The organism is Oecophyllibacter saccharovorans, from assembly GCF_006542375.1.
Lineage (GTDB): Bacteria > Pseudomonadota > Alphaproteobacteria > Acetobacterales > Acetobacteraceae > Oecophyllibacter > Oecophyllibacter saccharovorans.
In genome coordinates, this window is record NZ_CP038143.1 from 775,107 (window position 1) to 800,329 (window position 25,223).

The following is a 25,223-nucleotide window of genomic DNA, read 5'->3' on the forward strand; positions in this document are numbered from 1 at the left end:
CGAAACCGGAAGCCGGGGGGACTTCAGGCGCGTTTCGCTTATTACCGATCCCGGCAGGGAATTTCCGGTTAAAGTCAGAAAACAGGTAGCAGCTTCTGCAAAAACAGTCCCTCATCCAGCCCTGGTGCCAACAGTCAGAGAGGATCCGCGTGATCGCCAAACGAAAGCCCCTCAAGCCCTATACCCTCAAGGACGTCACCATCATCGAGGACGCCAAGGTGCGCCGCGTTATCGCCGCTGCAGCGCTGGGCAATGCGATGGAATGGTTCGATTTCGGCGTTTACGGCTATCTGGTCACGGCACTTGGCAAGGTCTTCTTTCCGGCCGTCAGCAGCTCGGTCCAGCTGGTGGCCACTTTTGCCACCGTATCGATCACATTCATCATGCGCCCTCTGGGCGGCTTCGTGTTCGGGCTGCTGGGCGACAGGCATGGCCGCCAGAGCGTGTTGGCAGCCACCATCATCATCATGTCGATCAGCACGTTCTGCATCGGCCTCATCCCCTCATTTGCCAGTATCGGCCTCTGGGCGCCGCTGCTTCTGCTGCTGTGCAAGATGGCGCAGGGCTTCTCGGTGGGCGGTGAGTATACCGGCGCGGCCATCTTCATTGCTGAGTATTCCCCCGACCGCAAACGCGGCTTCTGGAGCAGCTTTCTCGATTTCGGCGCTTTCTCGGGCTTCATCGCCGGCGCCGGCGTGGTGGAACTGCTGACCATGGTCATGGGGCCTGACGCCATCGTGAACTGGGGCTGGCGCCTGCCCTTCTTCCTGGCTCTGCCGCTGGGGCTGCTGGGAATCTATTTCCGCCATGAGCTCGAGGAAACGCCAGCCTTCCAGCAGCATACCGACAGTCTGGCCCAAGACAATCAGGCAAAAGACGCCCAGAAACCTGCCGCACCCCGCAAATCTGCCGGCCAGGATGAAGCTGACAAGGCGGTTGCAGGCACCGCGCCGCGCGTATCGTTCAAGAGCATCCTGCATCAGTACTGGCGTGCCCTGCTGATCTGCGTCGGTCTTGTCATCACCGCCATGATGGCGACGCATCTGATGCTGACCTACATGCCGAGCTATCTGACGGGCAGCCTGGGCTACGCGCCTCAGAGCGGCGTGTTCATCATGCTGGTTGTGATGGTGGGCATGCTGTTCATCCAGCCCATGATCGGCTGGATGTCGGACCGGGTCGGGCGCAAGCCGTTCTTCTATGCCGGCAGCATCGGGCTGATTCTCCTCTCGATCCCGGGCTTCTGGGGGATCGACAGCGGGCATCCCTGGCTCGTGTTTCTGGGCCTGTTCCTGTTTGCAGCCCTGATGAACTGCTTTACCGGCGTCTGCGGTTCCATCCTGCCGGCCATGTTCCCCACAGCCGTGCGTTACAGCGCGCTGGCCAGCGCCTTCAACATCGCGGTAGTTGCCGCCGGTCAGTCTCCGACCATCATGGCCGCCCTGGTGAGCTGGACGGGCAACCTGATGATGCCTGCCTATTTCATGATGGGCGTCGGCGGGGTCGGGCTGGTCACGTCGATCTTCATGCGTGAAACCGCCAACATGCCCCTGCGCGGCTCCAAGCCGATGGCCTCCAGCCTCGAGGAAGCGCGCGAGATCCTGCTCGAGCATTATGAAACGCTGGAAGAGAAGATCGAGGCGATCGACGAAGAGGTGGAACTGCTGCTGCAGCGCCGCAAACGCCTGGTGGAACAACACCCCCATGTCGACTGAGCAACTGATTGGGGAGCGACGGAAAACCGGGAGAGAACAGGAGTTGGCGCGACCTGGAAAGGCGCTTATAGAAAGCAGGTGACGCGACAGCTGCTTTCCGGGTCTTTCGGAGGCATGTAGGGCAGGAACTGTCCTGTCAGGGTCGTTCTGCCCCTGCAGGGGCTTTCTTGTGATGGTTGTCTTATGATGTTCTATCTCTGGACGCTCCTCAAACTCCTGACCGGCTTCGGCTTCGTCCTGGCCTATCTCAACCTGTCAGGGCGCACCCAGTTCTCACAGATGAATGCCATTGACCTGATCGGCAATTTCATTCTGGGCGGCGTTATCGGTGGCGTGCTTTATACCGATGCCATCGCGTATCACACCTATGTGGCAGTACTGGCCATGAGCATCCTGGTGCTCATGGGCCTCAACATGCTCTGCCGCCGCTTCCACCTGTTCCGCAATGTCACGATCGGCCGGCCCATTCCCATCATCCGCAACGGGCATTTCCTGGTCCGCAATATCGAGGACCAGAACAATCGGGTGGACATCCTCAACGTCGCCTCTCAGCTCAACCTGCAAGGCATCTTTTCCTTTGATGAGGTTGCTTATGCCCAGATCGAGCCCAACGGATCGCTAACCGTCACCTGTGACCCCAATCGCATTCCAGCACCGATCGTCATCTGCAACGGCCTTATCCGCGAAACAGAGCTGGAAGAGGTGGGGCAGAGCCGTGAAGAGCTGCTGGCGGATATGGAAAAACTGGGCATTCCCTCGCCTGAAGACGTGCTGCTGGCAGAATACCGCTATTATCCTGCCTCCCCCGGCGTGCTGCATGACAGCGGCGCCTCGCCCATGGCCGGGCATTTTCATTATGTCTGCATGAATGGTGACGTTCTGCCTCATGCAGCGCCCGAACGCATCAGCCCGCAATCAGTAGCCCCCGCTACCCCCTTCAAGAGCGCCGGTCTGCCGCCTTATCTTAAGAGCAGCACTGAAGGGCCGGCGCGCGCAGGCGCCACAAGCTGATCCCGCGCAGAGTGCACGTCCTCTCCCGTTGCCTGTCCAGCTGAAAGACACTGACATGTTCACCTCTCCCCTGCCGCCTCTTTTCCAGAACGGTACCGTTGCCCTCACCTCTTCGGGACTTCAGGTCGGTGAAAAGCTTTATGCACTGAAGCGGATCCGGGCAGTCCGACTCAGCAACCGCATCAGCCGCACGGCTGCCATGCTGCTTTTCGCGGCATTAGCGCTGGGCGTGATCTGCTGTGTTCTGTCGGGCTGGGAACTGGTGGTGGCTGCCATTCTGGCGGTAGCGTGCCTGGGACGCGCCTGGTGGTTGGGCCGTCGCTCCTTCCGCGTGCTTATCCTCAGCCTGACCCCTGAACAGGGCGCTACAGGCGCGCCGACCGATACAGCGGTCCTGGCCAGCCAGGACCACGCGCTGATAGATGATCTGGCCCAATCCCTTGGCCGGACACTTCAGCAGAATACCGATGCTGCTTCGCAATCAGCTGCTTCGAAAGAAGGGTAAGCGACCGAGCGCCTGCAAAGGCTTATAAAGCCTGTAGCTTATATATATTGGCTTCTTACAGAAGGTCGGGCGACAGCAGAGCGGCATGAAGATGGATCATGGTCAGAGCCGCGGCCATATTGCCGGGCGGCACCATGCCGACGACATTTCCGTTCTGGTCATGCACGCTGCCATCCACGTCAAGCAGCCCCATGACCTGTCCGCCTGCCACCACATGGCCACTGACAGGCAGGAAAGTGGCCGCCTGCGCCTGGCTGCTCTGCTGGCCGAAGGCACTCAGACCCAGCTCAACTGCAAAACTCACCCCCAGCGCCAGCGCAATTGCTGCAGACAGGGTAAAGAAACGGGAAATGGAAAAACGGGTGGGAGCAACGGCTTCAGAAGCACACATCTCTTTTTTCCCTCAAAGCGGGCCCCTTCCAGGAGCGGAAGAAGTTCAGCAGCAGGTCTGAAAACCTAAAAACGAATTGAGCCCACAATATGACCGCGAGGCGGGCATATCTTAACTTTGGCATCCCCTGATTTTACTGGAGGGCTCCGGTGCAGGCCAATGCACGAAACAGTGAGGAAATTTCCCCGTACTATTTCTCCGTAATATCGCCAAGCCCTAACCTGGCGCTAAAGGGCGGTCTCAGAAGATCGCATTCCAGAAACGCTCCCAGAAACCGGGCTTGAGCGACTCCTTGCAGCTGTCATATTGCCGCTGATAAGTGCGCGCCCGCGCGCCTACCTTGCCGGCCACCTGTACCAGCCACCCCTTGGAGCTGTAGCTGCGCCTGCTGTAACCACCGCGTCCTTCATGGTACGCAAGATATTGCTGGGCGGCATTGGTGACGGGAATGCCGAGATTTTTCTGGTTGCCCGCTATGTACCAGTCCATGAAATCAAGGGAATCGCCGAAATTTTCCCGCGAGCCGTCGCGCCCCGTGGCCTGGTTGAACTCATCCCATACTTCATCCTTGGCCTGCGGATAGCCATACGCGGTGGTCTGATATCCCCAGGGAATGATCCAGAGGATGTATGTGCGCTTTGTATGCAGGCTGCTGTGATAGCCTGATTCCTGATACATCATCGCCATCGGCACGGCAGAAGGCACGTGCCAATGCGCCTCCTCTTTCATCGCCGAGAAATACCAGCCGCGCTTCTCACGGAAAATATCGCAGAGATTACCTGGATGCTGGGGCGGCGGCGACGCACAACCAGCCAGCTGAAGCAGGCACAGTCCGGCAAGGCCAATACCCGCCCTGCGCCACTTGGCAGGCCCGACAGAGCAGACAGGCCTCTGAAAACACGGAAAACCAGGACGCCACACGGGTCAGAACGGGATTTCGTCGTCCAGATCATTGTCATGCGCGCCGGTATCCCAGCTCTGCCCACCCTGCGGCTGACTGTTTGACGGGCTCCCGGCGGCCGAACGCTGGGGGTTCTGAGGTGCATTCTGCGGGCGCGGATTGCCGAAAGAGGAACCGCCGCCGCTGTTGCTGCTGCCTCCGCTGAACCCGCCTTCATCGCCGCTGTTGCGCCCGTCAAGCAGTACGAGATCACCACGGAAACGGTCGAGCACCACCTCGGTGGTATATTTTTCCGCCCCGCTCTGGTCAGTCCATTTGCGGGTGCGCAGCTCGCCTTCCACATAGATCTTGCGGCCTTTGCGCAGAAAGCGCTCCGCCACATCGGCCAGGCGCTCGTTGAAAATCACGATGCGGTGCCATTCCGTGCGCTCGCGGCGTTCGCCCGTTGCGCGGTCATTCCAGGAATCACTGGTTGCGAGAGTCAGATTGACGATCTTTGAGCCCGATTGGGTATTGCGGACCTCCGGGTCACGCCCCAGATTACCTACCAGAGTGACCTTGTTTACGCTGCCAGCCATGCGTTTGTGCTTTCCTGTGCTGTCTCGTCCATATCCTGCTCCAGCGCCCCAACGGCAGGTTGCCGGGCTGAGGGCCGGATGAAGGGAGGCATTTCTAACCGGTCTTCTAGCATAAAGATTTTCTTCCGTCCTGACACCCTGTGTTCGTTCGTCTCCGTCCCTTTCCGATCTTCATGCAGCCCTACCCGGAAACCCTCCAGTCCATGGCATTTCGTATGCCATCGTATGCCACGCCTACCAGACCGTTACAGAAGATCAGCTGAAAAGACCTCTCCATGACGCAAGTGACGCCAGCCACGCAAACTTCCTCCCAATCTTCCGCTGCCGATGTTGAGATTGATGCCGGCACGGCTGCCCGGCACCAGACAACAGGCCGCAGGCCTGTGCCCCAGGCGCAGATCACGCCTGACCTGCCGGCCATCCGTGTGCGGGGTGCACGCACGCACAACCTGCAGGATGTGGATGTCACGATTCCGCGCGACACGCTGACGGTCATCACCGGGCTGTCAGGCTCGGGCAAGTCTTCCCTGGCTTTTGACACGATCTATGCCGAAGGGCAGCGACGCTACGTCGAAAGCCTGTCTGCTTATGCGCGGCAGTTTCTGGAGCTGATGGGCAAGCCGGACGTCGATTCCATCGAAGGCCTTTCCCCAGCTATCTCAATCGAGCAGAAAACCACTTCCAGGAATCCGCGTTCCACTGTCGGCACGATCACGGAGATCCACGATTACATGCGCCTGCTCTGGGCGCGGGCCGGCGTGCCTTATTCTCCGGCTACCGGTCTGCCCATCGAAGCGCAGAGCGTCAGCCAGATGGTGGACCGGGTGATGGACCTCCCTGAAGGCACGCGGCTGATGCTGCTTGCCCCTGTAGTGCGCGACCGTAAGGGCGACCAGGCGCGTGAACTGGCCGAGCTGACCCGCAAGGGCTTCACCCGTGTGCGGGTCGACGGCACGCTTTACGAGATCAACGACGTGCCGACCCTCAACCGCCGTACTCGCCATACTATCGAAGCGGTGGTGGACCGTGTGGTGCTCAAGGAAGGCGTGGAGCAACGCCTGGCTGACAGCTTTGAAACCGCCCTCGCCCTTTCAGACGGCCTGGCGAGCGTGGAGGAAGTCCTCCGTCCGGGTAGCGGAAATACGGCCGAAGACACTGCGGAAACAGCTAAGGAGCCCGTCAGGATCAGCTTCTCGGCACGTTATTCCTGCCCGGAATCTGGCTTCACGCTGGAAAGCGTGGAACCGCGGCTGTTCTCCTTCAACGCGCCGATGGGCGCGTGTCCGACCTGTGACGGGCTGGGCACGGAAACGCATTTCGATCCTGCCCTCATCGTGCCCGATGAACGCCTCACACTGCGCCAGGGCGCCATCGCCCCCTGGCAGGATGAAAGAGACCCCCTGTTCGAGCAGACCCTGGCTGGCCTGGCCGCCCATTGTGGTGAGGATATCGACACCCCCTGGGCTGAGCTGAAGCCGCAGACCCGCCGCTTCCTGCTTGAAGGCAGCGGCCGGGAAAACGTCAAGCTGACCTATGCCGACAACGGCAAGACCTATACGGTTACGAAACCTTTTGATGGCGTACTGAAATTTCTGGAACGCCGCCTTGCGCGCACCAGCAGCGTGCATGTGCGTGAAGCGCTGGGCCGGTTTCAGTCCGCCATGCCGTGCAGCGCCTGCCACGGCGCACGCCTGCGGCCTGAAGCGCTGTGTGTGAAGATCAATGAACGCGATATCGCCCAGGCTTCCGACATGACGATTCATGAAGCCCTGACCTGGTTCCAGGGGGTGGAAGCGACGCTGACACCGCAACGCGCTGAAATCGCCCGCCGCATCCTGCGCGAAATCACCGAACGCCTGCATTTTCTCGACCGCGTCGGGCTGGATTATCTCACGCTCGCACGCGGCTCGGCCACGCTTTCAGGCGGCGAAAGCCAGCGCATCCGGCTGGCCTCGCAGATCGGCTCCGGCCTGACAGGCGTGCTTTACGTGCTTGATGAGCCTTCCATCGGCCTGCACCAGCGCGACAATGCCCGCCTGCTTGCCATGCTGGAGCGGCTGCGCAATCTCGGCAATACCGTTCTGGTGGTGGAACATGATGAGGACGCCATCCGGCAGGCCGATTACCTCGTCGACATGGGACCGGGCGCCGGCACGCAGGGCGGCCATGTTGTGGCCTGCGGCACGCCTGAGGAAGTGGCTGAAAATCCCGAGAGCGTCACGGGTGCCTGGCTGGCCGGGCGGCGCGGTATCGCTGTGCCCGAGCAGCGCCGCAAAAGCGAGCGTTTCCTGACCCTCAGCGGTGCCACAGGCAACAATCTCCGCAACGTCACCGCGCGCTTTCCGCTCGGCGCCTTCGTGGCGGTAACGGGCGTTTCCGGCTCAGGCAAATCCACGCTGGTGATCGACACACTGTATAAGGGGCTATCGCGCAATCTCATGGGGTCAGGGGCCGTGCCGCTGCCTTACAAGACGCTCGAAGGCATGGAGCATATCGACAAGATCATCGAGATCGACCAGTCCCCCATCGGGCGGACCCCACGCTCCAACCCCGCCACCTATACCGATCTCTTCACCCCCATCCGTGACTGGTTCGCTGGCCTGCCGGAAGCCAAGGCGCGCGGCTACAAGCCGGGCCGCTTCTCCTTCAATGTCAAAGGCGGGCGCTGCGAGGCCTGCCAGGGTGACGGGGTGCTGAAGATCGAGATGCACTTCCTGCCTGACGTGTTCGTCACCTGCGATGCCTGCAAAGGCGCACGCTATAACCGCGAGACGCTGGAGGTGAAATACAAAGGCAAGTCCATCGCTGACGTGCTGGCCATGACCGTCGATGAAGCCGTGCCCTTCTTCCAGGCCGTGCCGCGCATCGCCGAGAAGCTGGCGGTTCTGCAGCAGGTGGGGCTTGGTTATGTGGCGCTCGGCCAGCAGGCCACCACCCTTTCAGGCGGTGAAGCACAGCGCGTGAAACTGGCCAAGGAGCTGAGCCGCCGCGCCACCGGCCGCACCCTTTACGTGCTCGATGAGCCCACCACCGGGTTGCATACCGAAGATGTACGCAAACTGCTGGAAGTCCTCCACGCGCTTGTGGACCAGGGCAATACGGTGGTGGTGATCGAGCACAATCTCGACCTCATCAAGACCGCTGACTGGGTGGTCGATATCGGCCCCGAAGGGGGCAGCGGCGGCGGCCAGGTGGTCGCCCAGGGCACGCCGGAAACCATCGCCACCACGCCGAAAAGCCACACTGGCGCGTTTCTCAAGCCGATGCTGGCCGCCCCCGCACCAGACGCTACTTCGGCCAAGCCGAAAGCACCGGCGCGTAAAAAAGCCGTACTTAAACCCAAATCTGAAAGCAAGGCAGGCCAGCGGAAGAAAAATGCTTGAAGACGCGTTCTTTCAGAGAGAAACGTCTTCCCGCAAAGCTTCGTAAAGCTGGCCGGGGCCCAGAAGAATTTCTTTCAAGCCCTCGCGTATCCGCTCGGACCCAAGCGCCTGCGTGCTCATAAGCTTATGAGCATCCAGGGCATCCATGATGGCATGCATGATTGCTTCCGTCAGATCAGGTGAACTGGCGAACTGCTCTTTGCTGTTGCTTGAAGCCTGCTGTTTCAGCAGACCATTCTCGAGCAACTTCCCTTTCAGAACCCCGTTGATATAAACAAGCTGATCATCATCTGTCAGCTCACCGTCGAACAGGTCATTGACCTTCTGAATGATCTCTTCAAGAAGCGCTTTTTGCTTTTCCTGAACCGCCCCGCTGCCCATGCTGTCGATAGGGGGCAGTTTCGACACTTCCCCTTGCGCCAGATCCAGCGGCTGCACGCCCCTATTGCGCAGATTATGATGCGTCAGGACCACCTGCGACAGATCCACCTCATCGCGCTCGCGCCCGAAGGCCAGGAGAGGAATCAGACGCTTGTAGAACAGAAAGTATTTCTCGATCTCCGGTCCATAAGGCACGATCTGCGACAAAAAGACATACAGCCGCACGAAGGCTCCTATGTCACTCTTGAACAGCTCCAGTGCTTCAAGCTTATCTTGCGCTACACGAGCGGCTTTTTCATCATTACGCGCTTCAGCTGCTGTCTTGTCTGCCTGAGCCGCCTTATAGCGTTTCAGTAAGCGATCAGCGACCGGTTCAATAGCTTTAAACAGTTGCGCCTGCGTGGCCTTCGGATTCAGTTCCGCTTTGGCCACCCGATCCACCTCAAATGCGTCGTAGTAACCCATGAGATCAAGTTTGGCGCGCAGATCATAGAGATCATTGGGATTCGTAGCCGCTTCAAGCTCAGCTGTTTCGTAGTAAGTTTTAAAAGCCTTCAGGATGTCTGCAGGATCATTGACGAAATCCAGAACATACGTGGTGTCTTTGCCCGGATAAGCGCGGTTAAGACGCGAGAGCGTCTGTACAGCCTGGATGCCGCCTAGTTTTTTATCCACATACATGCCGCACAGCAGCGGCTGGTCGAACCCGGTCTGAAATTTGTTGGCCACCAGAAGCAATTGATACTCAGGCCCGGAAAAAGCGTCGCGAATGTCGCGCCCGTTCAGGCCGGGATTGAGCACTTTGCTCGTCTCGCTTACCGGTTGCGGATAACTCTCCGGGTCTTCAACCTCACCAGAGAAGGCCGTCAGAACGCCCAAGGCATAATTCTTCTTACGGATATAGTCGCGAATGGCCTTCTGCCAGCGCACAGCCTCCAGCCGGCTGCCGACCACCACCATCGCTTTGGCGTTACCCTCCAATAAGGGCTGCACATTTTTGCGATAATGCTCGATAACGATCTGCACTTTCGAAGCAATATTATAAGGATGTAACCGAACCCACAGCATGAGGCTCTTCATTGCCTTACTGCGCTCGATCTGCTTCTCATCGAGCTGCTTGCCGTTTTGGGCCAGTTTGAAGGCCTGCTCGTAAGTTGTGTAATTCTTCAACACATCGAGGATGAACCCTTCCTCGATCGCCTGGCGCATCGAATAGACATGAAACGGCTTGGGCAAACCTTCCGGCCCCTCACTCGGGTCAGGCCGGCCGAAAAGCTCAAGCGTCTTCTGCTTCGGCGTTGCGGTGAAGGCGACATAAGTCAGCCCTTTCACCGCGCCAGCGCGCGCATTCACCTGCGCAGTCAGAAGTGCTTCTGTATCAATCCCCCCGCTTTCCTGGAGTTGGGCCCACTCTTCAGTGGAAAGCAGCTGTTTGAGTTTTGAAGCGGCTTCTCCCGTCTGGGAACTGTGCGCTTCATCAGCAATTACGGCGAAGCGCTTGCCTTGCGTCGCTGCCAGTTCCTGCACGGCCTGCAGCGCGAAAGGAAAGGTCTGGATCGTACAGACGATGATCTTCTTACCCTCTTTCAGAGCCTGGCTGAGCTGGGCGCTTTTGCTGCCATGCGTGCCGTCAATGGTGGCGACGACGCCGGTCGTGCGCTCGAAATCGAAAATCGCTTCCTGCAACTGCGCATCCAGCACGTTACGGTCTGAGATGACCAGCACGCTGTCAAACATCTTCTGATTCTCAGCGTCATGCAGATCCGCCAGGAAATGCGCTGTCCAGGCGATGGAGTTTGTCTTGCCTGAGCCTGCTGAATGCTGGATCAGGTAACGCTCGCCAGGGCCTTTTTCCTGAACGTCTGCAACCAGTTTGCGCGTGGCATCAAGCTGATGATAGCGCGGAAAAATCACGCTTTTGAGCTGCTTCTTTTCATCGCGTTTGCCGATAAGGTAACGCTGCAGCAGGTCGAGCCAGCTCTCTTTTGCCCAGACTTCTTCCCACAGATAAGATGTAGCAAAGCCTTCCGGATTAGGCACATTGCCCGCCCCGCCTGCATTGCCACGGTTAAATGGCAGAAAACGCGTCTCAGGCCCGGCCAGGCGCGTGGTCATCATGACTTCAGTCTGACTGACGGCAAAATGCACCAATGCACCGCCAGGAAAACTGAGGAGCGGCTCACTCCGCCCGCCTTTCGGGTGCGGATTGCGGTCAAAACGATACTGGTCCACCGCATCCTGAACACTCTGGGTGAAATCAGACTTCAGCTCAGCCGTCGCAACAGCAATACCGTTGACAAACAGAACCAGGTCCAGCGCGTCTTTCGGATTGTTGACGGAATGATGCATCTGCCGCACGACCCGCAGGCGATTCGCCTCATAGCGTTTCTGCAGAGCAGGGTTGAGCGCTAGAGCCGGTTTGAACTGCACCAGAGAAAGCGGTTTCGCCAACCCCTGCATTTCGATACCGTGCCGCAACACACTCAGCGTGCCGCGCTTATTTAAGCACTTGCGCACGCGCTCAGCCACATTCTCCGCCAGCCTGGCGCCATAGGTTTTCTGAAGCTTTTCCCAGCTCTCAGGCTGGCTGGCCTCAATCCAGGCCAGCAGGTCAGGCATGAAAAGCGCATGGTCGCGGTCGTACTGCGCTGCGTCTCTTTCACCGTAGAGCCAGCCGCGTGCGTTCATGGCCTGGCAGATCTCAGTTTCAAAATGGTGCTCGCGGTGTAAACTGCTCATGACCTGGCCTCTTTTTCTCCCGCTCTCGCTGAGTCAACTTTCACTGTAGCTGCGCGCCAGCAGCGGCATAGCGCGCTCGAAATCGGCCTGGTTATGCAGAATTAATTCAAGGTCACCTGTGCTTTTATGACCAACCGCGCTGATATCGCGGCTGAAACCCGGTTCAAGCGCTACCGAAGCCGGGTCCAGCTTCAGCGTCACCAGCAATCGGTTGGATTGCACGATAAGGCAGGCGAAGTTCTTTAGGCGTCGGAAAGCCGTATACAGTTTCAGCTGCTTTTCCTGTACGTCCTCGCCTAAGCCCAGCAGATAGGCAGACACTTCTGCGTAAAGCGTACGGACCTTTTTAGGCGCCTGCACCAATTGTTCCTCAAGGGATTTGTCCTTGCCCTTCTGAGACGTCTGACGCCCAGCCGGAACATCAGACTTTTCCGGGTCAGCCGTTTTCTCGTTTGGTCCGGGCTTTACTGCTGTGGCATCCGCCACACTGTTGGCATTGACCAGTTCAAGTAACAGCAGGTCCTCTCCAAATAATCTGTAACGCAGCAGCTCGATATTGCACGGGATCTGCTGCACGGCATGGGCATCATAGCGCGTGAAGTCAGCGGCGATACATAGCAGCCGCGTCCCGGGCCACTCGATCTGCTCTGCCGTTTCCTGGCCCAGTCTTCTCATTACCAATAACTGAAATTCAGCCCGATGATCCAGAAGCCAGTCCAGGTAGAACAACCCCTGATTGATGACATTCTCATGACTGGAACGCTTGTATTCAATGATGACCGGGCAGCCATTCTCGTCCAACCCTAAGGAATCGATCCGGCCCCGGTGGGTTTTGCCGGTTGGGTATTCGCTGGCGAGAAAACGCACACCCAGAAAAACGGGCATATGGGCTTCAATCAGCCGTTGCAGGTCCCGCTCGAGCCTCGCAGCGTGCCCTCGCAGCTCGGCAACCCCTTCATCAGTGAAACGGAAAAGCTGAATATCGCTCATACTGGCTGCTTTTCAGTGAACGGCGCCTCAGCAACGCTCTCACGCACATCAATCTTGCCGGTAACGGCAGCTGAAATCAGCGTGCTACGGCGTTCTTTAAGAAGCGCAATGGCTTGGGTGACTTTATCCGTCAGCGCGTCGAGCCTAGCGGTCTCGCGATCGAGGAAAGCGGCGATGGCAGTTTGTTCAGCAAAAGACGGACAAGGTAGCTTAAAATCTCCAAGGCTCTCTCCAGAGAGTTCGAGAAAAGTCGTCCCTTTTCCGTAAACATTCAAAATTTTCTTTGCAGCGAATAAACAATAATAAAAATAAATGCTATTTATTCCTAGCTGCGGAACAAGAGACTTACACCCTTGATTTGTGCAGAGATCTCTATCGGCAATAGCAAGCAAACCAATTGGGGCTCTTGTTGAAATTATAATAGTTCCTTTAGGCACTAAAGAAGTTCCGCATGATTCCAGCCCCGCCTGTGTTATTTTTCGTGCTGAGTCACTAATGTAGCGCGAAGAATTCTTACTTAGATCTGCTGGGCTGAGCCAGATTAGCTCCCCATCCCAATAAGAGGCTTCGCCTGATTTCGGTGTAGAGCCGCCAAAAATCTTAAACTTTCGTTTTAGAGGCGTAATTCCCCAATGCGCCGGCACTTCCCCCAACCACGTAACCCTGGAATCCTTCATCGGTGCGTCAGGGTTGAGGCCGCGGGTGACGGCGTGGGTGATGGTGGCCTGACGCTTTTCCGCTAACAGCTTAAGCAGCTTTTCCTGCTCAGTAATCAGAGCATCAATCTTGCCGGTCTCGCGGTCGAGAAAAGCAGCTATTAAACGCTGTTCTGATAAATCTGGAATTGCAAGTTTAATATTGCGCATTTCTGCATATTTTGTGCTCCATAAATCTGCTACAATTCCCTTCCCAAATCTGTAATATTCTTCTTGAAAAGGTACACTTCGTAATAGATATTGAATGAAGTTTAAATTTATTTCATCTGAAGGATGAATAACTGTATTAATTAAGGAAACGGATCCTTCAAATTTCGAAGCGCCACTTGATCCTTTACGGTCAGATCGACTGTTAATGACAAAATCACCAACACACACAAGTTTGCGGTTATCTCCGTCATCAGTCTTAGCTGCAGTTTCCAACTGAGGAAGAATCCCAGATTTTGTTACAGAAAGTGGTTCGTAATCTCGATCACTAACTTTTTCTCTACGCTCACTAAAAAAATTGCCTAGCCGTTTCACTTTCCAAGGAGCCGGCACCTTACCCAACCACGCGACCCCGGAATCCTTATACACCGGGTAAACCGGCAGCTGCGTTCCGGTCATCCTGCCAACTCCCCGAGCATCTGCAGGATCTCGGCTGAGACCGTTTTCAGCTCTGCGTCTATTTCCACCAGCGGGCGCGGTGGTTCGAAAACGTAGAAATACCGGTTGAAGGGGATCTCATAACCGATTTTGGTTTTCGCCTCGTCAATCCAGGCATCTGGTGCGTGTGGCAGCACTTCACGGGCGAAATAAGCGCCGATATCTTCTGAGAGCGGCACGTTCTCAGTGTCGCGCAAAGCGCTGTCAGGCTGCGGCTTGCCTTTCTGCTTGCCTTTCACCCCCAGCACGATCTCGCCTTGCGCATCGCGCAGCGGGCGCTCCACGGTCAGGGTAGTGTAACCGAAATCCTGATTGCGGAAGAGACGGGAGATCGGCACAATTTTGACTGCCCCACCCTCTGGCGCCGTCGGCGCAGCTTCGCCAGTACGGAGGATGCTGCGACTGATCTCGCGCCCGGCCGCGTCAAACACGCACGCTTGCTCGGCTTCCACGCATTCTCCGAACAATCTGGTGACTTCGTCAATCTGGGCCTCGCTCATCTCCTTGCGCTTACTGCCAAGGCTTTTGCGCATTTTCTGCCAGAAGCTGGATGCATCAATCAGTTGCACGAAGCCTTTGCGTTTTGCAGGCTTTTTGTTGGACAGGATCCAGATATAAGTGGCGATGCCTGTGTTGTAGAACATGTCAGTCGGCAGCGCGATGATGGCTTCAACGAGATCGTTCTCCAATACATAGCGACGGATTTCCGATTCACCTGAGCCTGCCCCGCCGGTGAAAAGGGGCGAGCCGTTAAGCACGATACCGAACCGGCATCCGCCTTCCTGAACAGGACGCATTTTGCTGATGAGATGCAGCAGGAACAGCATGGACCCATCTGAGACACGCGGCAGGCCAGGGCCGAAGCGGCCATCAAAGCCTTTTTCCTGGTGTTCCTTACGCACTACTTTCTCGACTTTCTTCCACTCCACGCCGAAAGGCGGGTTGGAGAGCATGTAGTCGAACTTCTGCCCGGAATGCGCATCCTCAGATAAAGTGTTGCCTGCAGCGATCCGCGTGATGGTTTCTCCCTTGAGGAGCATATCCGCTTTGCAGATAGCATAGGATTCGTCGTTGAGTTCCTGACCGAACAGCGTCAGGCGCGCATCGGGATTATGCTCGGCCAGAAATTCACTGGCCGTGGAGAGCATACCGCCTGTCCCCGCAGTCGGGTCGTAGATCGCGCGTACCGGAGTATTACCAGGCGCCAGCATGTCACTGTCTTCAATGAACAGCAGATTGACCATCAGGCGGATCACTTCACGCGGGGTAAAATGCTCGCCGGCGGTTTCGTTCGAGAGTTCGGCAAATTTTCGGATCAGCTCCTCAAAAACCAGTCCCATCTGAAAATTATCAACAACATTAGGATGCAGGTCTATCTGCACGAATTTTTCCGTAACCAGGTAAAGAAGATCGGCTTTAGCCAGGCGCTCGATCTGCGCCGCAAAGTCAAAGCGCTCGAAGATATCACGCACTTCAGGCGAAAATCCCTGAACATAATCATGCAAATTCTGGCGAATATTGTCCTGATCGCCGAGCAGCTTCTGCAGATCCAGAGGGGACGTATTGTAGAATGATTGTTCGGCTTTGCGCTTCAGAAAAGGCGCTGGATCTGTCAGGCCCGCTTTCGTTCTGGTCTCCAATTCTTCCAGAACGGCCAGCTTGGTGGGAGCCAGCACGCAGTCAAGGCGGCGCAGTACTGTAAAGGGAAGGATAACGCGCCCATAATCCGACTGCTTGTAATCGCCACGCAGAAGATCAGCGACAGACCAGATGAGCGATGAAAGAGCGGGTTGATTCATGGGGCGCACCTGCAGAATTGGTTCTATCAGAGAACTCAGATAGAAATTTTTTGTAATTAAAAGTAGTTTCATCTACCGGCCTGGTATAAGCGCCAGGCTGGTAATATGCTTTCCCCGGGAAGTTCCCTGGGAAAGCACATTGAAAAGTATTTCAGTCCTCGAAATCTTCGGCGTGGTCGATCTTCCACACGGACTGCACCGCCACCAGCTGGGCGGTCTGGGGGTTGTAGGTGATCTGCACGTCCCCTTCAGGGGCGTAGCCGCAGCGGCGGGCGACTTCCACTTTCAGGGCCAGCGCGCTGAGAGCGGCACCGGCATCAAGGCTCCAGGCGGTCAGATACATGGTTTCCCAGCCATGTTTCAGCTCTTCCAGCGCGTCCTGCACGACAGCGGCGTCGTAATCGGCGAATTCCTTGATGAGCTGGGGCGGGAGTTGCTGGGAAGAGGTCGGAGTAGTGGCCATTGCAGAAGCGCCTTTCGAAAAGGAAAATGGTCGTCGGAAAAGGTTTTCCGTCGGTTAACGCCAATCTAGCGGGGCAAGTCGCGCGTGACTATCCCTCAGGCGCCAGGTAACCCCTGACGGAGACAGGGGCCATCTGCTAGGCTGCCTGCAACGGTCCCCAGATTTCCCTGCAGGACCAGGCCCTTCCGCTGCACAGGAGCCGGTTGCTTGCCTTCCCTCACCGCCTGGCTTTTTCTGCTGGTTGCCATTCTGCTCGAGGTCGCTGCCACTTCCCTGCTCAATGCCAGTGACGGCTTCCGGCGCGCAGGGCCTGCCCTGGGCGCGCTGGCGCTTTACGCAGGCGCGTTTTTCAGCCTTGCGCGCGCTCTGCGTGTCCTGCCGCTGGGACTGGCTTACGCGGTGTGGTGCGGGGTGGGGATCGTGTGCATCGCCCTGATCGGCGCGTTCATCTACCGCCAGCACCTCTCGCCGGGGGCGTGGGCAGGCATCGGTCTGATCTTTCTGGGCACGCTGGTGGCCAGCCTGTCGGGAGCGGTGCGTGAATAGGGCCCAACATCGCGGCGCGTTAAGGCTTTGCAGCGTTCTGACTGTCGCGCTGCTTTTCCTGTTGCAGCTGGCTTTCCACACCGCCCTGCAGCCCGGGGAACATCCGCGCGCTGCCATGCTGCGCCTGACCGGATGGGACATCGCGCCCACCTCAGCGCCGTATTCTCACACTGCAGTGTCGCTCGGTCACACCATGACCATGCACAGCCCTGGGATCTGCCCAGAGCACAAAGCCCATCCCGGGCCTGATAAAGACAAAACCTGCCCGCTGTGCCCCCTGTTGGAGCACGTTCTGCTGGCGCTCACCCCCCTGCTGATCGCCATCAGCGTGGCCGGCAGAATGCAATGGCTGCGCTTTCTGCCTTCAGTGCCGCGGGGCCCGCCGGAACTTCAGCATGCACCATGCCCGCCCGGGCGAGGGCCGCCCGCATTGCGGACCAATCTCCGCACCGGCGCGCGTCCTGTTCTCCGTTTTCCGGCCTGCGTTTTCTCCTGAAAGGCCCCTGACAAGGGCCAGAGGACACATGGCCCGGCAATCTCCCTGATCACGGGCGTTCGCTGCTTCCCGGCCTGCTTTTCAGGAGCGAGACCCCACGTCTCGGGATGTATGCCTCCCGCCCCAGTTTTTCAGCCTGTTCCCACAGGCTTTCCGCAAGGAACACAACCACAACGGACCCGAAAGGACCGGCACCTGCCAGCAGCCCTGGTGCTGGTCGGGCTGTGGCTCGTCACTGCCACTGTAGTTCGGGCCGCCCCTGCAACCCTCGCGCCAGCCGCTAACACCCCGGTTGAGCGGATTAACGTCACTGCCCGGCGGCACGACGCAGCTCCCTTCACACAGAGTGCGGAAACGACCTCCCTGTTTCGCGATGTTCCCGGGTTCAGCGCCTGGAACACGGGCGGCACCACCGATCTGCCCGTGCTCAACGGCATGGCTGCTGACCGCGTGGCGAGTTTCGTTGACGGCATGCGCCTGGGCGCTGACTGCCCCAATGAAATGAACCCGGCCCTCTCCCTGGTATCGCCTGACCTGATGGCGCGCAGCAGTGCCACGGCAGGCATCACCTCGGTCAGCATGGGCGGTGACAGCACGGGCGGCACCGTCTCGGTCAGCCGACGACCGCCACAGTTTGCGCGCCGCAAGGACAGCGTGCTGGTCACAGGGGACGGGCGCGGCGACTGGGGCAGCAACGGTGGGCGCTCAGGGGCTTCCGGAGCCTTCACCGTGGCCACCGACCAGCTCAGCCTGCGCTACAGCGGCGCCTACGCCCATGCCACGGATTACACTGCTGGCGGCAGCCGTGCTCCAGGCAAGGGGGGCGGGCGCGTGGCTTCGACGTCCTATCTCACCTTCAATCAGGCGGTCACGGCCGGGTTGCGCCATGGCAATCACCTGTTCGACTTCACCTTCAGTCAGCAGGACGTGCCTTATGAGGCTTTCCCCAACCAGTATATGGACGAAACAAACAACCGCACTACAGTGGTCAACGGGCATTATGCCGGCAATTTCGACTGGGGCGTGCTGGAAGCGCGCGGCTTCTGGGAACGGGTGATCCACGCCATGAACATGCTGGGCGACAAGGGCGGCCACGGCCCCGCACCCATGGGGGCCAGTATGGGCATGAGGGCAATGGCGGGCATGATGCCCATGAGGGCCGAAAGAGGCATGCCGATGAATTCAGACGGGCGCGAGGCAGGCTACGACCTGCGGGCCACCGTCACTCTTTCGGCCACGCAGGGCGTGTGCCTCGGCAGTGCGTTCGAGCATCATGGTCTGAACGATTGGTGGCCTGCGGTGCCGGGCAGCATGATGATGGGACCGGGCACATGGCATGAAATCAATCACGGTCGGCGCGACCACCTGGGAAACTTCGTGCAGTGGAATGCGCAATGGTCGCCGCGTTTCAGCACGGAAGCAGGCATACGCAGCGACCTGATCATGATGAATACAGGCCGCGTTTCCCCCTATAGCTGGAACGCGATGGGCATGAACGGCGCCTCTGCCGACATCATGGCGGCCCGCGCCTTCAATGCGGCGCGACGCAGGCGCACCGACAGCAATTTTGACGCAACCCTGCTGGCGCGCTGGGAGGCAACGCCTTTTCTGCATCTTGAGGGCGGCTGGGCCCGCAAGACCCGCTCGCCCAACTTCTACGAGCGTTACGCCTGGGGGGTCAGCAGCATGGCTTCGCGCATGATCGGCTGGTTCGGCGATGGCAACGGCTATGTCGGCACGCTCAATCTCAAGCCGGAAGTGGCCAATACCTTCAGCTTCACCCTGCGCTTCCACGATCCGCTCTCCAGCAGCAGGCGTTGGGAAATGGAAGTGCAGCCTTTCTTCACCGCCACGCATAATTATATCGACGTCAACCGTACTGCCAGGTTGGGGCCTGGGATCTACCGGCTGAAATTCGCCAATCACCGCGCCCAGAGCTACGGCCTCAACGCCAGGGGGCAGGCTCTGCTCTGGCATTCACCCCTGATGGGAGAAGGCCGGTTGAGCGCCGTGCTCTCCTGGGTTCGTGGCCAGGACCTGACCATGCATTCCGGGCTCTATCAGCAGATGCCTCTCAACGGAAGGCTGCGCTTTGAGGAAAGCCGCGGCCCCTGGAGCGCGCATGCCGAAGTCATCCTGGTCAAGGCCAAGAAAACGGTCGACTGGGTGCGCGACGAGCCCCGTACCCCAGGCTATGCCTTGCTCGGCCTTGGGGCGAGCTATCGCTGGCACGCAGGCCGCCCGTCAACAGAGCCGCCCACGCTGCAGCTTGATGTCAGCCTGGAGAACCTGCTCAACCAACGTTATTACCTGCCGCTTGGCGGGCGCGACCTCAGCGGCGGGATGGGAAACACCATGAATCAGGACGGACCGCCCCCGGTCCTGGCCATGGGACGCTCACTGAACCTGACCCTGCGCGGGTATTTCTGAAGTCTCCCGCACAGGGCCTGTGCCGGTCTGGCTTCAGGCAACCCGTTTGGCATTGCGGCGCCGTTTCCTGGACAGGAACCGGCTTTTCCAGCTCCGCTCAACCGGCTTGCCATGCGACCAGGTGCCGAAAGGATAGCCATCGGACGTCTCGGCTTTCTTCATCAGGGCACGGGCCGCTTCAGGCGTGAGGGGGCGGGAGAAGTAATATCCCTGCGCTTCCGTGCAGCCGAGGCGGACCAGGAAATCATACTGATCGACCGTTTCCACCCCTTCTGCCGTCACGGCCAGGCCCAGATCGACAGCCAGCCCGATGGTGCTTTTGACGATGGCAGCCGCACGGGGGTTGTAGAGCATCTCGCTCACGAAAAGCCGGTCCAGCTTGATTTTCGAGAAAGGGAAGAAGTTCAGGTAGGCCAGGCAGGAATAGCCCTTGCCGAAATCATCCAGCACGATCCGCACCCCACGCGCGCGCAGCTGGTCCAGCTTGGCATAAAGGGCGGGTGAAAGGTCCATGAAGATGGATTCCGTCACTTCAAGCTGCAGCCGCTCCAGCGGCAGGCCGCCTGCCAGCAGGGCGCGCACCCATTCCTCGCGGTGGCTTTCAGTGCGGAGCTGCAGCGCTGAAACATTGAGGGACAGCGCAACGGTTTCAGGCCAGGTCTGGGCAAAAGCCATCGCATGCCGCAGGACATAAAGGCCGACTTCATAGATCAGCCCTGATTCCTCGGCAAGCTTGATGACCTCATCAGTCGGCAGACGCCCGTATTCCGGATGGGTCCAGGAGATCAGGGCTTCAAAGCCCAGCAGACCCTGGCTCTGCAGATCGAAATAAGGCTGATAGACGATATCGAGCGTCTCTTCCTGCAGGGCAGTCGTCAGGTCGCGGATCAGCTGGCGATCGCGCTGCAGCCCGCGTTCCATGTCCGGCTTGTAGAAGCTGAAACAGCTGCCTTCTATGCGCTTGCTCTCGTACAGGGCCAGATCAGCGCAGGCCAGAACCTGTTCCACGGTCTGCGGACCGCTGTTGTCGCCCAGGAAAATACCGATGCTGAGGCCAAGCGTGCAGGGCACGCCGTCTTTCAGAACGACAGGACTTGCCAGGGTCTCCAGCAGGCGCTCGGCCAGCGGGGCGGCGCTGTCGGGCTCAGCCTCCTTCACCAGGGCAATGAACTCGTCACCGCCGATGCGGTAAAGCTGGGCCTTTTCTCCCAAAGCCCCGGACAGGCGCGAGGCGACGATCTTCAGGGCCTCATCGCCTGCCGCATGGCCGTAACGGTCATTGATGGCCTTGAACCCGTCCAGATCAAGACAGAATAGGGCGTAATTCTCGCTCCACTGGGCGTTGTGGACCATGTAGGCGCCCATGTCCTCGAAAAAGGCCGCACGGTTGGCAAGACCGGTCAGAACATCGTGACGGGCCTGGAACAGGGCAACCTTCTGGGCCTGATGCGCTTCGGTCACATCGGTTCCCACCCCGCCGTAACCCTGAAAGACCTGGTCGTGAAAAACCGGCCGGCCGCTGAGCGCCCAGTAACGCGGCTTGCCTTCCACCACCACACAGATCACCAGATTACGAAAAAAGACATGCCGTTCCAGACAGTCCTGCAGGTGGTTCAGGCTGGCCATCTGGCTGTAGGGCACTGAAACACGCCGGGCCCTGGAGAGGCGCTGGCCTGGTTTTTCACGCAGACGGATCTCGTGCTGCAGAACCTGGACGAACTTCCTGCCGTCCAGCGAGCCTGGGCTGGCGCGCAGCATGTGGGCAAGCCCGGCCGAGACATTCTGCAGGCGCCCCTTGGCATCGGTTTCCCACAGCCAGTCACGCCGCCCTTCCTCCGAACCGCCGAGCAGGAGAGCCAGAATACGGTCGCGCTGGTGAAGAAAAAGCCGGTTGGCCTGAAACCCCACGAGCAGAACGCGCAACACGGTGCTGGCCAGAAAGACGAAAAGCAGGTTGCTGATCACCATCAGGGTGCAGGCCGTGTAATAAGGCTTGTGCGTCTGGTGATAAAGGGTGATCAGCTCCCAGAGCAGGGGGGCGTTGATCAGGCAGAGATACAGGATCGAGGCACAGCTGACGGAAATCAGGAAAATTCCGGCATCGGTCAGCAACAGGGCCACGGTGACCAAAGTCGAGGCATGCACGCCCAGGCGCGCCAGGAGTATGACGAACGCCCAGCCCCACAGCCCGCCGACCACCATGGCCAGCGCCCGCATGGTCCAGCGCAGGACCGGCCAACGCACCCGCCAGCGGTCAAGCCAGGCTCGGACAGGTCCCGGTTTCTCCTGCACTCTATCCTGTGCTGCATTTCCCTCCCCAATTCCGTCCTGAGCCTGCCGGGCCAGGGTTTCCCTTGGCAGAGGCACCAGCCAGATGCCGATCCCTCCGGCCAGGCTCAGGAACAGGGCAAGGCGCATCAGTCCCTGCGGCGCATCAGGAACGGGCACATATTCCAGCGGCGCGCCGATGGCCAGGAGGGCAATGCCCTGGGCCAGGAGAAAAAGCGGAAACAGCATACGCAGCGACAGGCCTTCCAGCTGCTGCACATCCATGACGGAGGAATGCGTGACGTAGGCATCACGGCACAGTCGCACGAGCTGCCTCAGGATCAGACGCAACCGATGACCCGCGCCGCGTGGAGGCGCGGGAAGCAGGGGCCGCTCATGCCCTCTTTCATGGCTGGGTGCGTGACCTGTGAACCATCCCAGTGACTGCGTTAACGGCATATTGTGCTCGCTATCCTCCCACATCAGTTTTTCTCTCCCCACGCTCCCGATACTTCTCGCACAATGTCATGAAGGGAATATTAACATTCCATCAAAAACAGGTGTCTTTTCCGGTGCGTTCACGGGTTGGGGAGGCTGTCTGTTTTCGGGGAATCCTTCTCCTTCAGGACCTTGAGCACGAGGCCTGGGGTAAGAAGCTGGGGCAGTATCTGCCCCGAAGTCTGCACGCCCGGGGAATGCGCCGGATAAAACACATAAAGCGGCACGCCCTGGCGGTGATGGGCCTGGAGCCATGCGGTGATGACGGGGTCGCGCCTGGTCCAGTCGCCGCGCAGAATAACGCCGCGGTGCTGGCGGAAAGCCTGCTGCACAGCACGGGTGTCGAGCGCGACACGTTCATTGACCAGGCAGGTCAGGCACCAGGCAGCGCTCATGTCCACCAGCACGGGCCGTCCTGCCTTCCGCAGCTCAGCCAGGCGACCAGGGGAAAAGGGCTCTGTTACCGAGGCACTGGCGCCTTTTTCCCCGCTCGGGCCCTCAAGCGGGCTGGAGGCGGAAAGTTCCTGCAGCGACTGGGCGGTTCTCCCTGCCAGCACCAGCCCGACAAGGCACAGCACCAGGCAGGCGAGCGCAACGAACCGCAAGGTCGCTAGGCCCAAGCCTTTTCGCCCCTGCCACAGCAGCGTCTGCGCCTTGCCCCAGGCCCAGGCCCCCAGTCCCAGAACCACGCCACCCGTCAGAGCCAGCCCCACACCGGCTGGTCCCTGCTGAAAAGACAGCACCCAGACCATCCAGGCCGCGCTGGCCAACAGGAGGAAGGCCAGAAGCTGCCTGAAGGTTTCCATCCAGCTGCCGGGCGCAGGCAGGTAACGGCCCAGCCCCGGCCAGAGGGCGAGCAGCACATAAGGAGCGGCCAGCCCCAGACCCATGGCGCCGAACAACAGGACAGCCCCGAGCGGTCCGGCTGCAAGCGCGCCGGCAATCGCCACCCCCATGAAAGGCGCCGTGCAGGGCGTGGCCGTCACGACAGCAAGGCAGCCGGTCAGGAAATCCCCCGCTCGGCTGCCACCCTGACCCTTGGGAGAGACCGAGACATTGCCGAGCTTGCGGACCGCCCGCCCCCCCGTGATCTGGAAAACACCCAGCAGGTTCAGGGCCAGCAGCAGAAATCCCCAACCCAGGCCCAGCACAAAGGTTGGCGACTGAAACTGGAACCCCCAACCGAGGCTTCCCGCACCAGCCGCCTTCAGACCCAGCAGCAGAAGCCCCAGGGCAAGAAAGCTGAAGACGATTCCAAGCGTATAGAACCCGGCACTCTCCAGCCGCGACCGGCGTGCTGAACGCCCCTGGGCTTCCTGCTGCCCCGCGCGCACCAGCGCCAACGCTTTCATAGCCAGCACCGGAAACACGCAGGGCATGAGATTGAGGATCAATCCCCCCAGGAAAGCGCTGCCGATCAACGCCAGGAAAGAGCTCACGTCCGTGCTCTCTCCCGACTGAAGGGTCTGTGTGACCCGGGGCTCTTCCCGGACTGGGGCGCCTGGAGCCGAAACAACAGGAGCTGCAGTCACGCGCCAGGCAACCAGGGGTGCCGAGCCGGTCTTTCCGCCCTTCTCCCTGAGCACCACCACCCCCTGCAGCGGCGCCTGCCAGAAAGGCGGTTTGCGCGTCCGCTCGGCATGCAGCTGCAGGCTCAGGACCGGATGCCCGGTCTCTTCAGTCACCTGCCATTTCTGCGGCGCATCCTGGTCGATCACCCCGGGGGTCAGGGGCAGAAACCAGGCATCACCCGTCTGCTGCAAGACCTGCGCCAGTCTGTGCGTCCCCTCCTGCGGCGCCTGGGGGGAAAGCCCAAGGCGCAACTGGGCTTCCGGTGAGGACGGTGCTGCTATGAACAGCCTGGCCTGCACGCCTGCAGGCAGGGGTGGGGGCACGGCAGCCAGGGTAGTGCGAAACAGATCCTGCCCGGCACCGGAAGGTGCATCAGAAGAAGGGGGCTTAGAAGTGGAAGCTGCTGCGCGTAAGGGTAGGGCAAGAGTGAACTCCCCTTCTTCCGGCACGCAGAGTGCTGCACAGACCAGCCACTCCGCATGCGCCTTCAGCTTCACGACCTGGGGACCGGACGACCCGCCTACTCCCTGTGGAATCTGGGGCACCGTTACCTGCATGGGTAGCAGGACATCGCCCGTATAGGCGTAAGCCATCAGCCCGCTTTCAGGCAGACGCTGCGGCAGCGGCCACTGCAGGGAACCGGTCTTCAGCAGGCCATGATCAGCGCGTGACAGGGTCAGGCGCGTCGTATCGCCCGCATCGCCAGGGTTGACCCAGTAACTGTGCCAGCCCGGCTGCAGCTGCAGGCGCAGCCCTGCCATGAAGGGCTGGCCCGCAATGATCGTGCTGCGATCAGCAACCAGGGTGGCGCGTGTATGGCGCGTGACAACCGGCGCGCTGGAAACAGGAACCGTGAACTCATCAGTGCCCGGCTGGGGCGCGCCGGCCTGCCCCCACGCATGCGGGTTCCCGGCCAGGAAAGCCAGCAGGAGCCAGCCCATAAGCAACAGAGCCAATTGCGCAAAACCCCAACGCCCAAAACCAGCCCGGAACCGCAGGCCGGTTTTCAACAGGTCAGGTCGCAATGACATGAACAGCGTATTCTCCGATCTGTTTTCAGACTTCCGCAACCCTCAGGAGCCCCTGGCTGTACAGAACCCGCTGCCGGCATGGCTGGTGACACTGCCCGGGAAAGAGGTGTAGGCTTATTCCATCCTATGGGGTGGCTGACTGGTTGAAAAGGGGCGCTGGCCCCC

General features: G+C 59.5%; 17 protein-coding genes. 7 read left to right on the forward strand and 10 right to left on the reverse strand.

Going from position 1 to position 25,223, the window contains the following annotated elements; translation table 11 throughout:
• Positions 1–149 precede the first annotated feature (149 nt).
• The 3 genes from proP (at position 150) to E3E11_RS03390 (ending at position 3,231) form a co-directional block, all read left to right on the forward strand.
• On the forward strand, positions 150–1,715 hold the full coding sequence (gene proP / locus E3E11_RS03380) for a glycine betaine/L-proline transporter ProP (RefSeq protein WP_231118977.1): 1,566 nt from the start codon (positions 150–152) through the stop codon (positions 1,713–1,715).
• 183 nt (positions 1,716–1,898) lie between these two features.
• On the forward strand, positions 1,899–2,726 hold the full coding sequence (locus E3E11_RS03385; protein ID WP_141451191.1) for a DUF421 domain-containing protein: 828 nt from the start codon (positions 1,899–1,901) through the stop codon (positions 2,724–2,726).
• A gap of 55 nt (positions 2,727–2,781) precedes the next feature.
• Positions 2,782–3,231: a DUF6232 family protein gene (locus tag E3E11_RS03390; protein WP_141451192.1), complete on the forward strand. Its 450-nt coding sequence runs from the start codon at positions 2,782–2,784 to the stop codon at positions 3,229–3,231.
• A 55-nt stretch (positions 3,232–3,286) separates the two neighbouring features.
• Here the strand turns inward: E3E11_RS03390 and E3E11_RS03395 are convergent, their stop codons facing one another.
• From E3E11_RS03395 to ssb, 3 genes are all read right to left on the reverse strand, one after another.
• Positions 3,287–3,622, reverse strand: a complete 336-nt coding sequence (locus E3E11_RS03395) for a hypothetical protein (protein WP_141451193.1) — start codon at positions 3,620–3,622, stop codon at positions 3,287–3,289.
• Between the two features lie 240 nt (positions 3,623–3,862).
• Positions 3,863–4,543, reverse strand: coding sequence for a transglycosylase SLT domain-containing protein (locus tag E3E11_RS03400; RefSeq protein WP_231118978.1), 681 nt, complete (start codon positions 4,541–4,543; stop codon positions 3,863–3,865).
• A gap of 3 nt (positions 4,544–4,546) precedes the next feature.
• Positions 4,547–5,101, reverse strand: coding sequence for a single-stranded DNA-binding protein (gene ssb, locus E3E11_RS03405; RefSeq protein ID WP_141451194.1), 555 nt, complete (start codon positions 5,099–5,101; stop codon positions 4,547–4,549).
• 275 nt (positions 5,102–5,376) lie between these two features.
• Between ssb and uvrA the strand changes: the two genes are divergently transcribed.
• Positions 5,377–8,484 carry an excinuclease ABC subunit UvrA gene (gene uvrA / locus E3E11_RS03410; protein ID WP_141451195.1) on the forward strand — a complete coding sequence of 1,036 codons (3,108 nt, stop codon included), beginning with the start codon at positions 5,377–5,379 and terminating at the stop codon, positions 8,482–8,484.
• 12 nt (positions 8,485–8,496) lie between these two features.
• Here uvrA and E3E11_RS03415 read toward each other — a convergent pair whose 3' ends face one another.
• The 5 genes from E3E11_RS03415 to E3E11_RS03435 all read right to left on the reverse strand — a co-directional run bounded on the left by E3E11_RS03415 (position 8,497) and on the right by E3E11_RS03435 (position 16,217).
• Positions 8,497–11,484, reverse strand: a complete 2,988-nt coding sequence (locus tag E3E11_RS03415; protein WP_231118979.1) for a type I restriction endonuclease subunit R — start codon at positions 11,482–11,484, stop codon at positions 8,497–8,499.
• 153 nt (positions 11,485–11,637) lie between these two features.
• Positions 11,638–12,489: a DUF5655 domain-containing protein gene (locus E3E11_RS03420; protein ID WP_231118980.1), complete on the reverse strand. Its 852-nt coding sequence runs from the start codon at positions 12,487–12,489 to the stop codon at positions 11,638–11,640.
• 101 nt (positions 12,490–12,590) lie between these two features.
• Positions 12,591–13,916 (reverse strand): restriction endonuclease subunit S, encoded by a 1,326-nt coding sequence (locus E3E11_RS03425; RefSeq protein ID WP_141451198.1) that lies wholly within the window; start codon positions 13,914–13,916, stop codon positions 12,591–12,593.
• The gene (locus E3E11_RS03430) at positions 13,913–15,754 is read right to left on the reverse strand and encodes a type I restriction-modification system subunit M (RefSeq protein WP_141451199.1); all 1,842 of its coding nucleotides are present in this window, start codon (positions 15,752–15,754) and stop codon (positions 13,913–13,915) included. Before E3E11_RS03430 ends, E3E11_RS03425 begins: the two co-directional genes overlap by 4 nt.
• Positions 15,755–15,905: 151 nt before the next feature.
• On the reverse strand, positions 15,906–16,217 hold the full coding sequence (locus E3E11_RS03435; RefSeq protein WP_141451200.1) for a hypothetical protein: 312 nt from the start codon (positions 16,215–16,217) through the stop codon (positions 15,906–15,908).
• Positions 16,218–16,424: 207 nt separating this feature from the next.
• On the opposite strand from E3E11_RS03435, the gene E3E11_RS03440 reads away from it, so the two are divergent.
• The 3 genes from E3E11_RS03440 (at position 16,425) to E3E11_RS03450 (ending at position 19,689) form a co-directional block, all read left to right on the forward strand.
• Positions 16,425–16,763, forward strand: coding sequence for a DMT family transporter (locus E3E11_RS03440; protein ID WP_141451201.1), 339 nt, complete (start codon positions 16,425–16,427; stop codon positions 16,761–16,763).
• On the forward strand, positions 16,756–17,259 hold the full coding sequence (locus E3E11_RS03445) for a hypothetical protein (RefSeq protein ID WP_141451202.1): 504 nt from the start codon (positions 16,756–16,758) through the stop codon (positions 17,257–17,259). Before E3E11_RS03440 ends, E3E11_RS03445 begins: the two co-directional genes overlap by 8 nt.
• Before the next feature lie 210 nt (positions 17,260–17,469).
• On the forward strand, positions 17,470–19,689 hold the full coding sequence (locus tag E3E11_RS03450; RefSeq protein WP_231118981.1) for a TonB-dependent receptor: 2,220 nt from the start codon (positions 17,470–17,472) through the stop codon (positions 19,687–19,689).
• A gap of 33 nt (positions 19,690–19,722) precedes the next feature.
• Here E3E11_RS03450 and E3E11_RS03455 read toward each other — a convergent pair whose 3' ends face one another.
• Both E3E11_RS03455 and E3E11_RS03460 read right to left on the reverse strand, forming a co-directional pair.
• Positions 19,723–22,416 carry a putative bifunctional diguanylate cyclase/phosphodiesterase gene (locus tag E3E11_RS03455; RefSeq protein ID WP_168189190.1) on the reverse strand — a complete coding sequence of 898 codons (2,694 nt, stop codon included), beginning with the start codon at positions 22,414–22,416 and terminating at the stop codon, positions 19,723–19,725.
• Between the two features lie 119 nt (positions 22,417–22,535).
• Positions 22,536–25,058 carry a protein-disulfide reductase DsbD family protein gene (locus E3E11_RS03460; RefSeq protein WP_141451205.1) on the reverse strand — a complete coding sequence of 841 codons (2,523 nt, stop codon included), beginning with the start codon at positions 25,056–25,058 and terminating at the stop codon, positions 22,536–22,538.
• Between the last annotated feature and the right edge of the window lie 165 nt (positions 25,059–25,223).

Coding starts and splice junctions, on each gene's coding strand:
- E3E11_RS03385 (WP_141451191.1), top strand. CDS start 1,899: ATGATGTTCTATCTCTGGACGCTCCTCAAACTCCTGACCGGCTTCGGC.
- E3E11_RS03390 (WP_141451192.1), top strand. CDS start 2,782: ATGTTCACCTCTCCCCTGCCGCCTCTTTTCCAGAACGGTACCGTTGCC.
- E3E11_RS03395 (WP_141451193.1), bottom strand. CDS start 3,622: ATGTGTGCTTCTGAAGCCGTTGCTCCCACCCGTTTTTCCATTTCCCGT.
- ssb (WP_141451194.1), bottom strand. CDS start 5,101: ATGGCTGGCAGCGTAAACAAGGTCACTCTGGTAGGTAATCTGGGGCGT.
- uvrA (WP_141451195.1), top strand. CDS start 5,377: ATGACGCAAGTGACGCCAGCCACGCAAACTTCCTCCCAATCTTCCGCT.
- E3E11_RS03415 (WP_231118979.1), bottom strand. CDS start 11,484: ATGCCTGACCTGCTGGCCTGGATTGAGGCCAGCCAGCCTGAGAGCTGG.
- E3E11_RS03420 (WP_231118980.1), bottom strand. CDS start 12,489: ATGCCCGTTTTTCTGGGTGTGCGTTTTCTCGCCAGCGAATACCCAACC.
- E3E11_RS03425 (WP_141451198.1), bottom strand. CDS start 13,916: ATGACCGGAACGCAGCTGCCGGTTTACCCGGTGTATAAGGATTCCGGG.
- E3E11_RS03430 (WP_141451199.1), bottom strand. CDS start 15,754: ATGAATCAACCCGCTCTTTCATCGCTCATCTGGTCTGTCGCTGATCTT.
- E3E11_RS03435 (WP_141451200.1), bottom strand. CDS start 16,217: ATGGCCACTACTCCGACCTCTTCCCAGCAACTCCCGCCCCAGCTCATC.
- E3E11_RS03455 (WP_168189190.1), bottom strand. CDS start 22,416: ATGCCGTTAACGCAGTCACTGGGATGGTTCACAGGTCACGCACCCAGC.
- E3E11_RS03460 (WP_141451205.1), bottom strand. CDS start 25,058: ATGTCATTGCGACCTGACCTGTTGAAAACCGGCCTGCGGTTCCGGGCT.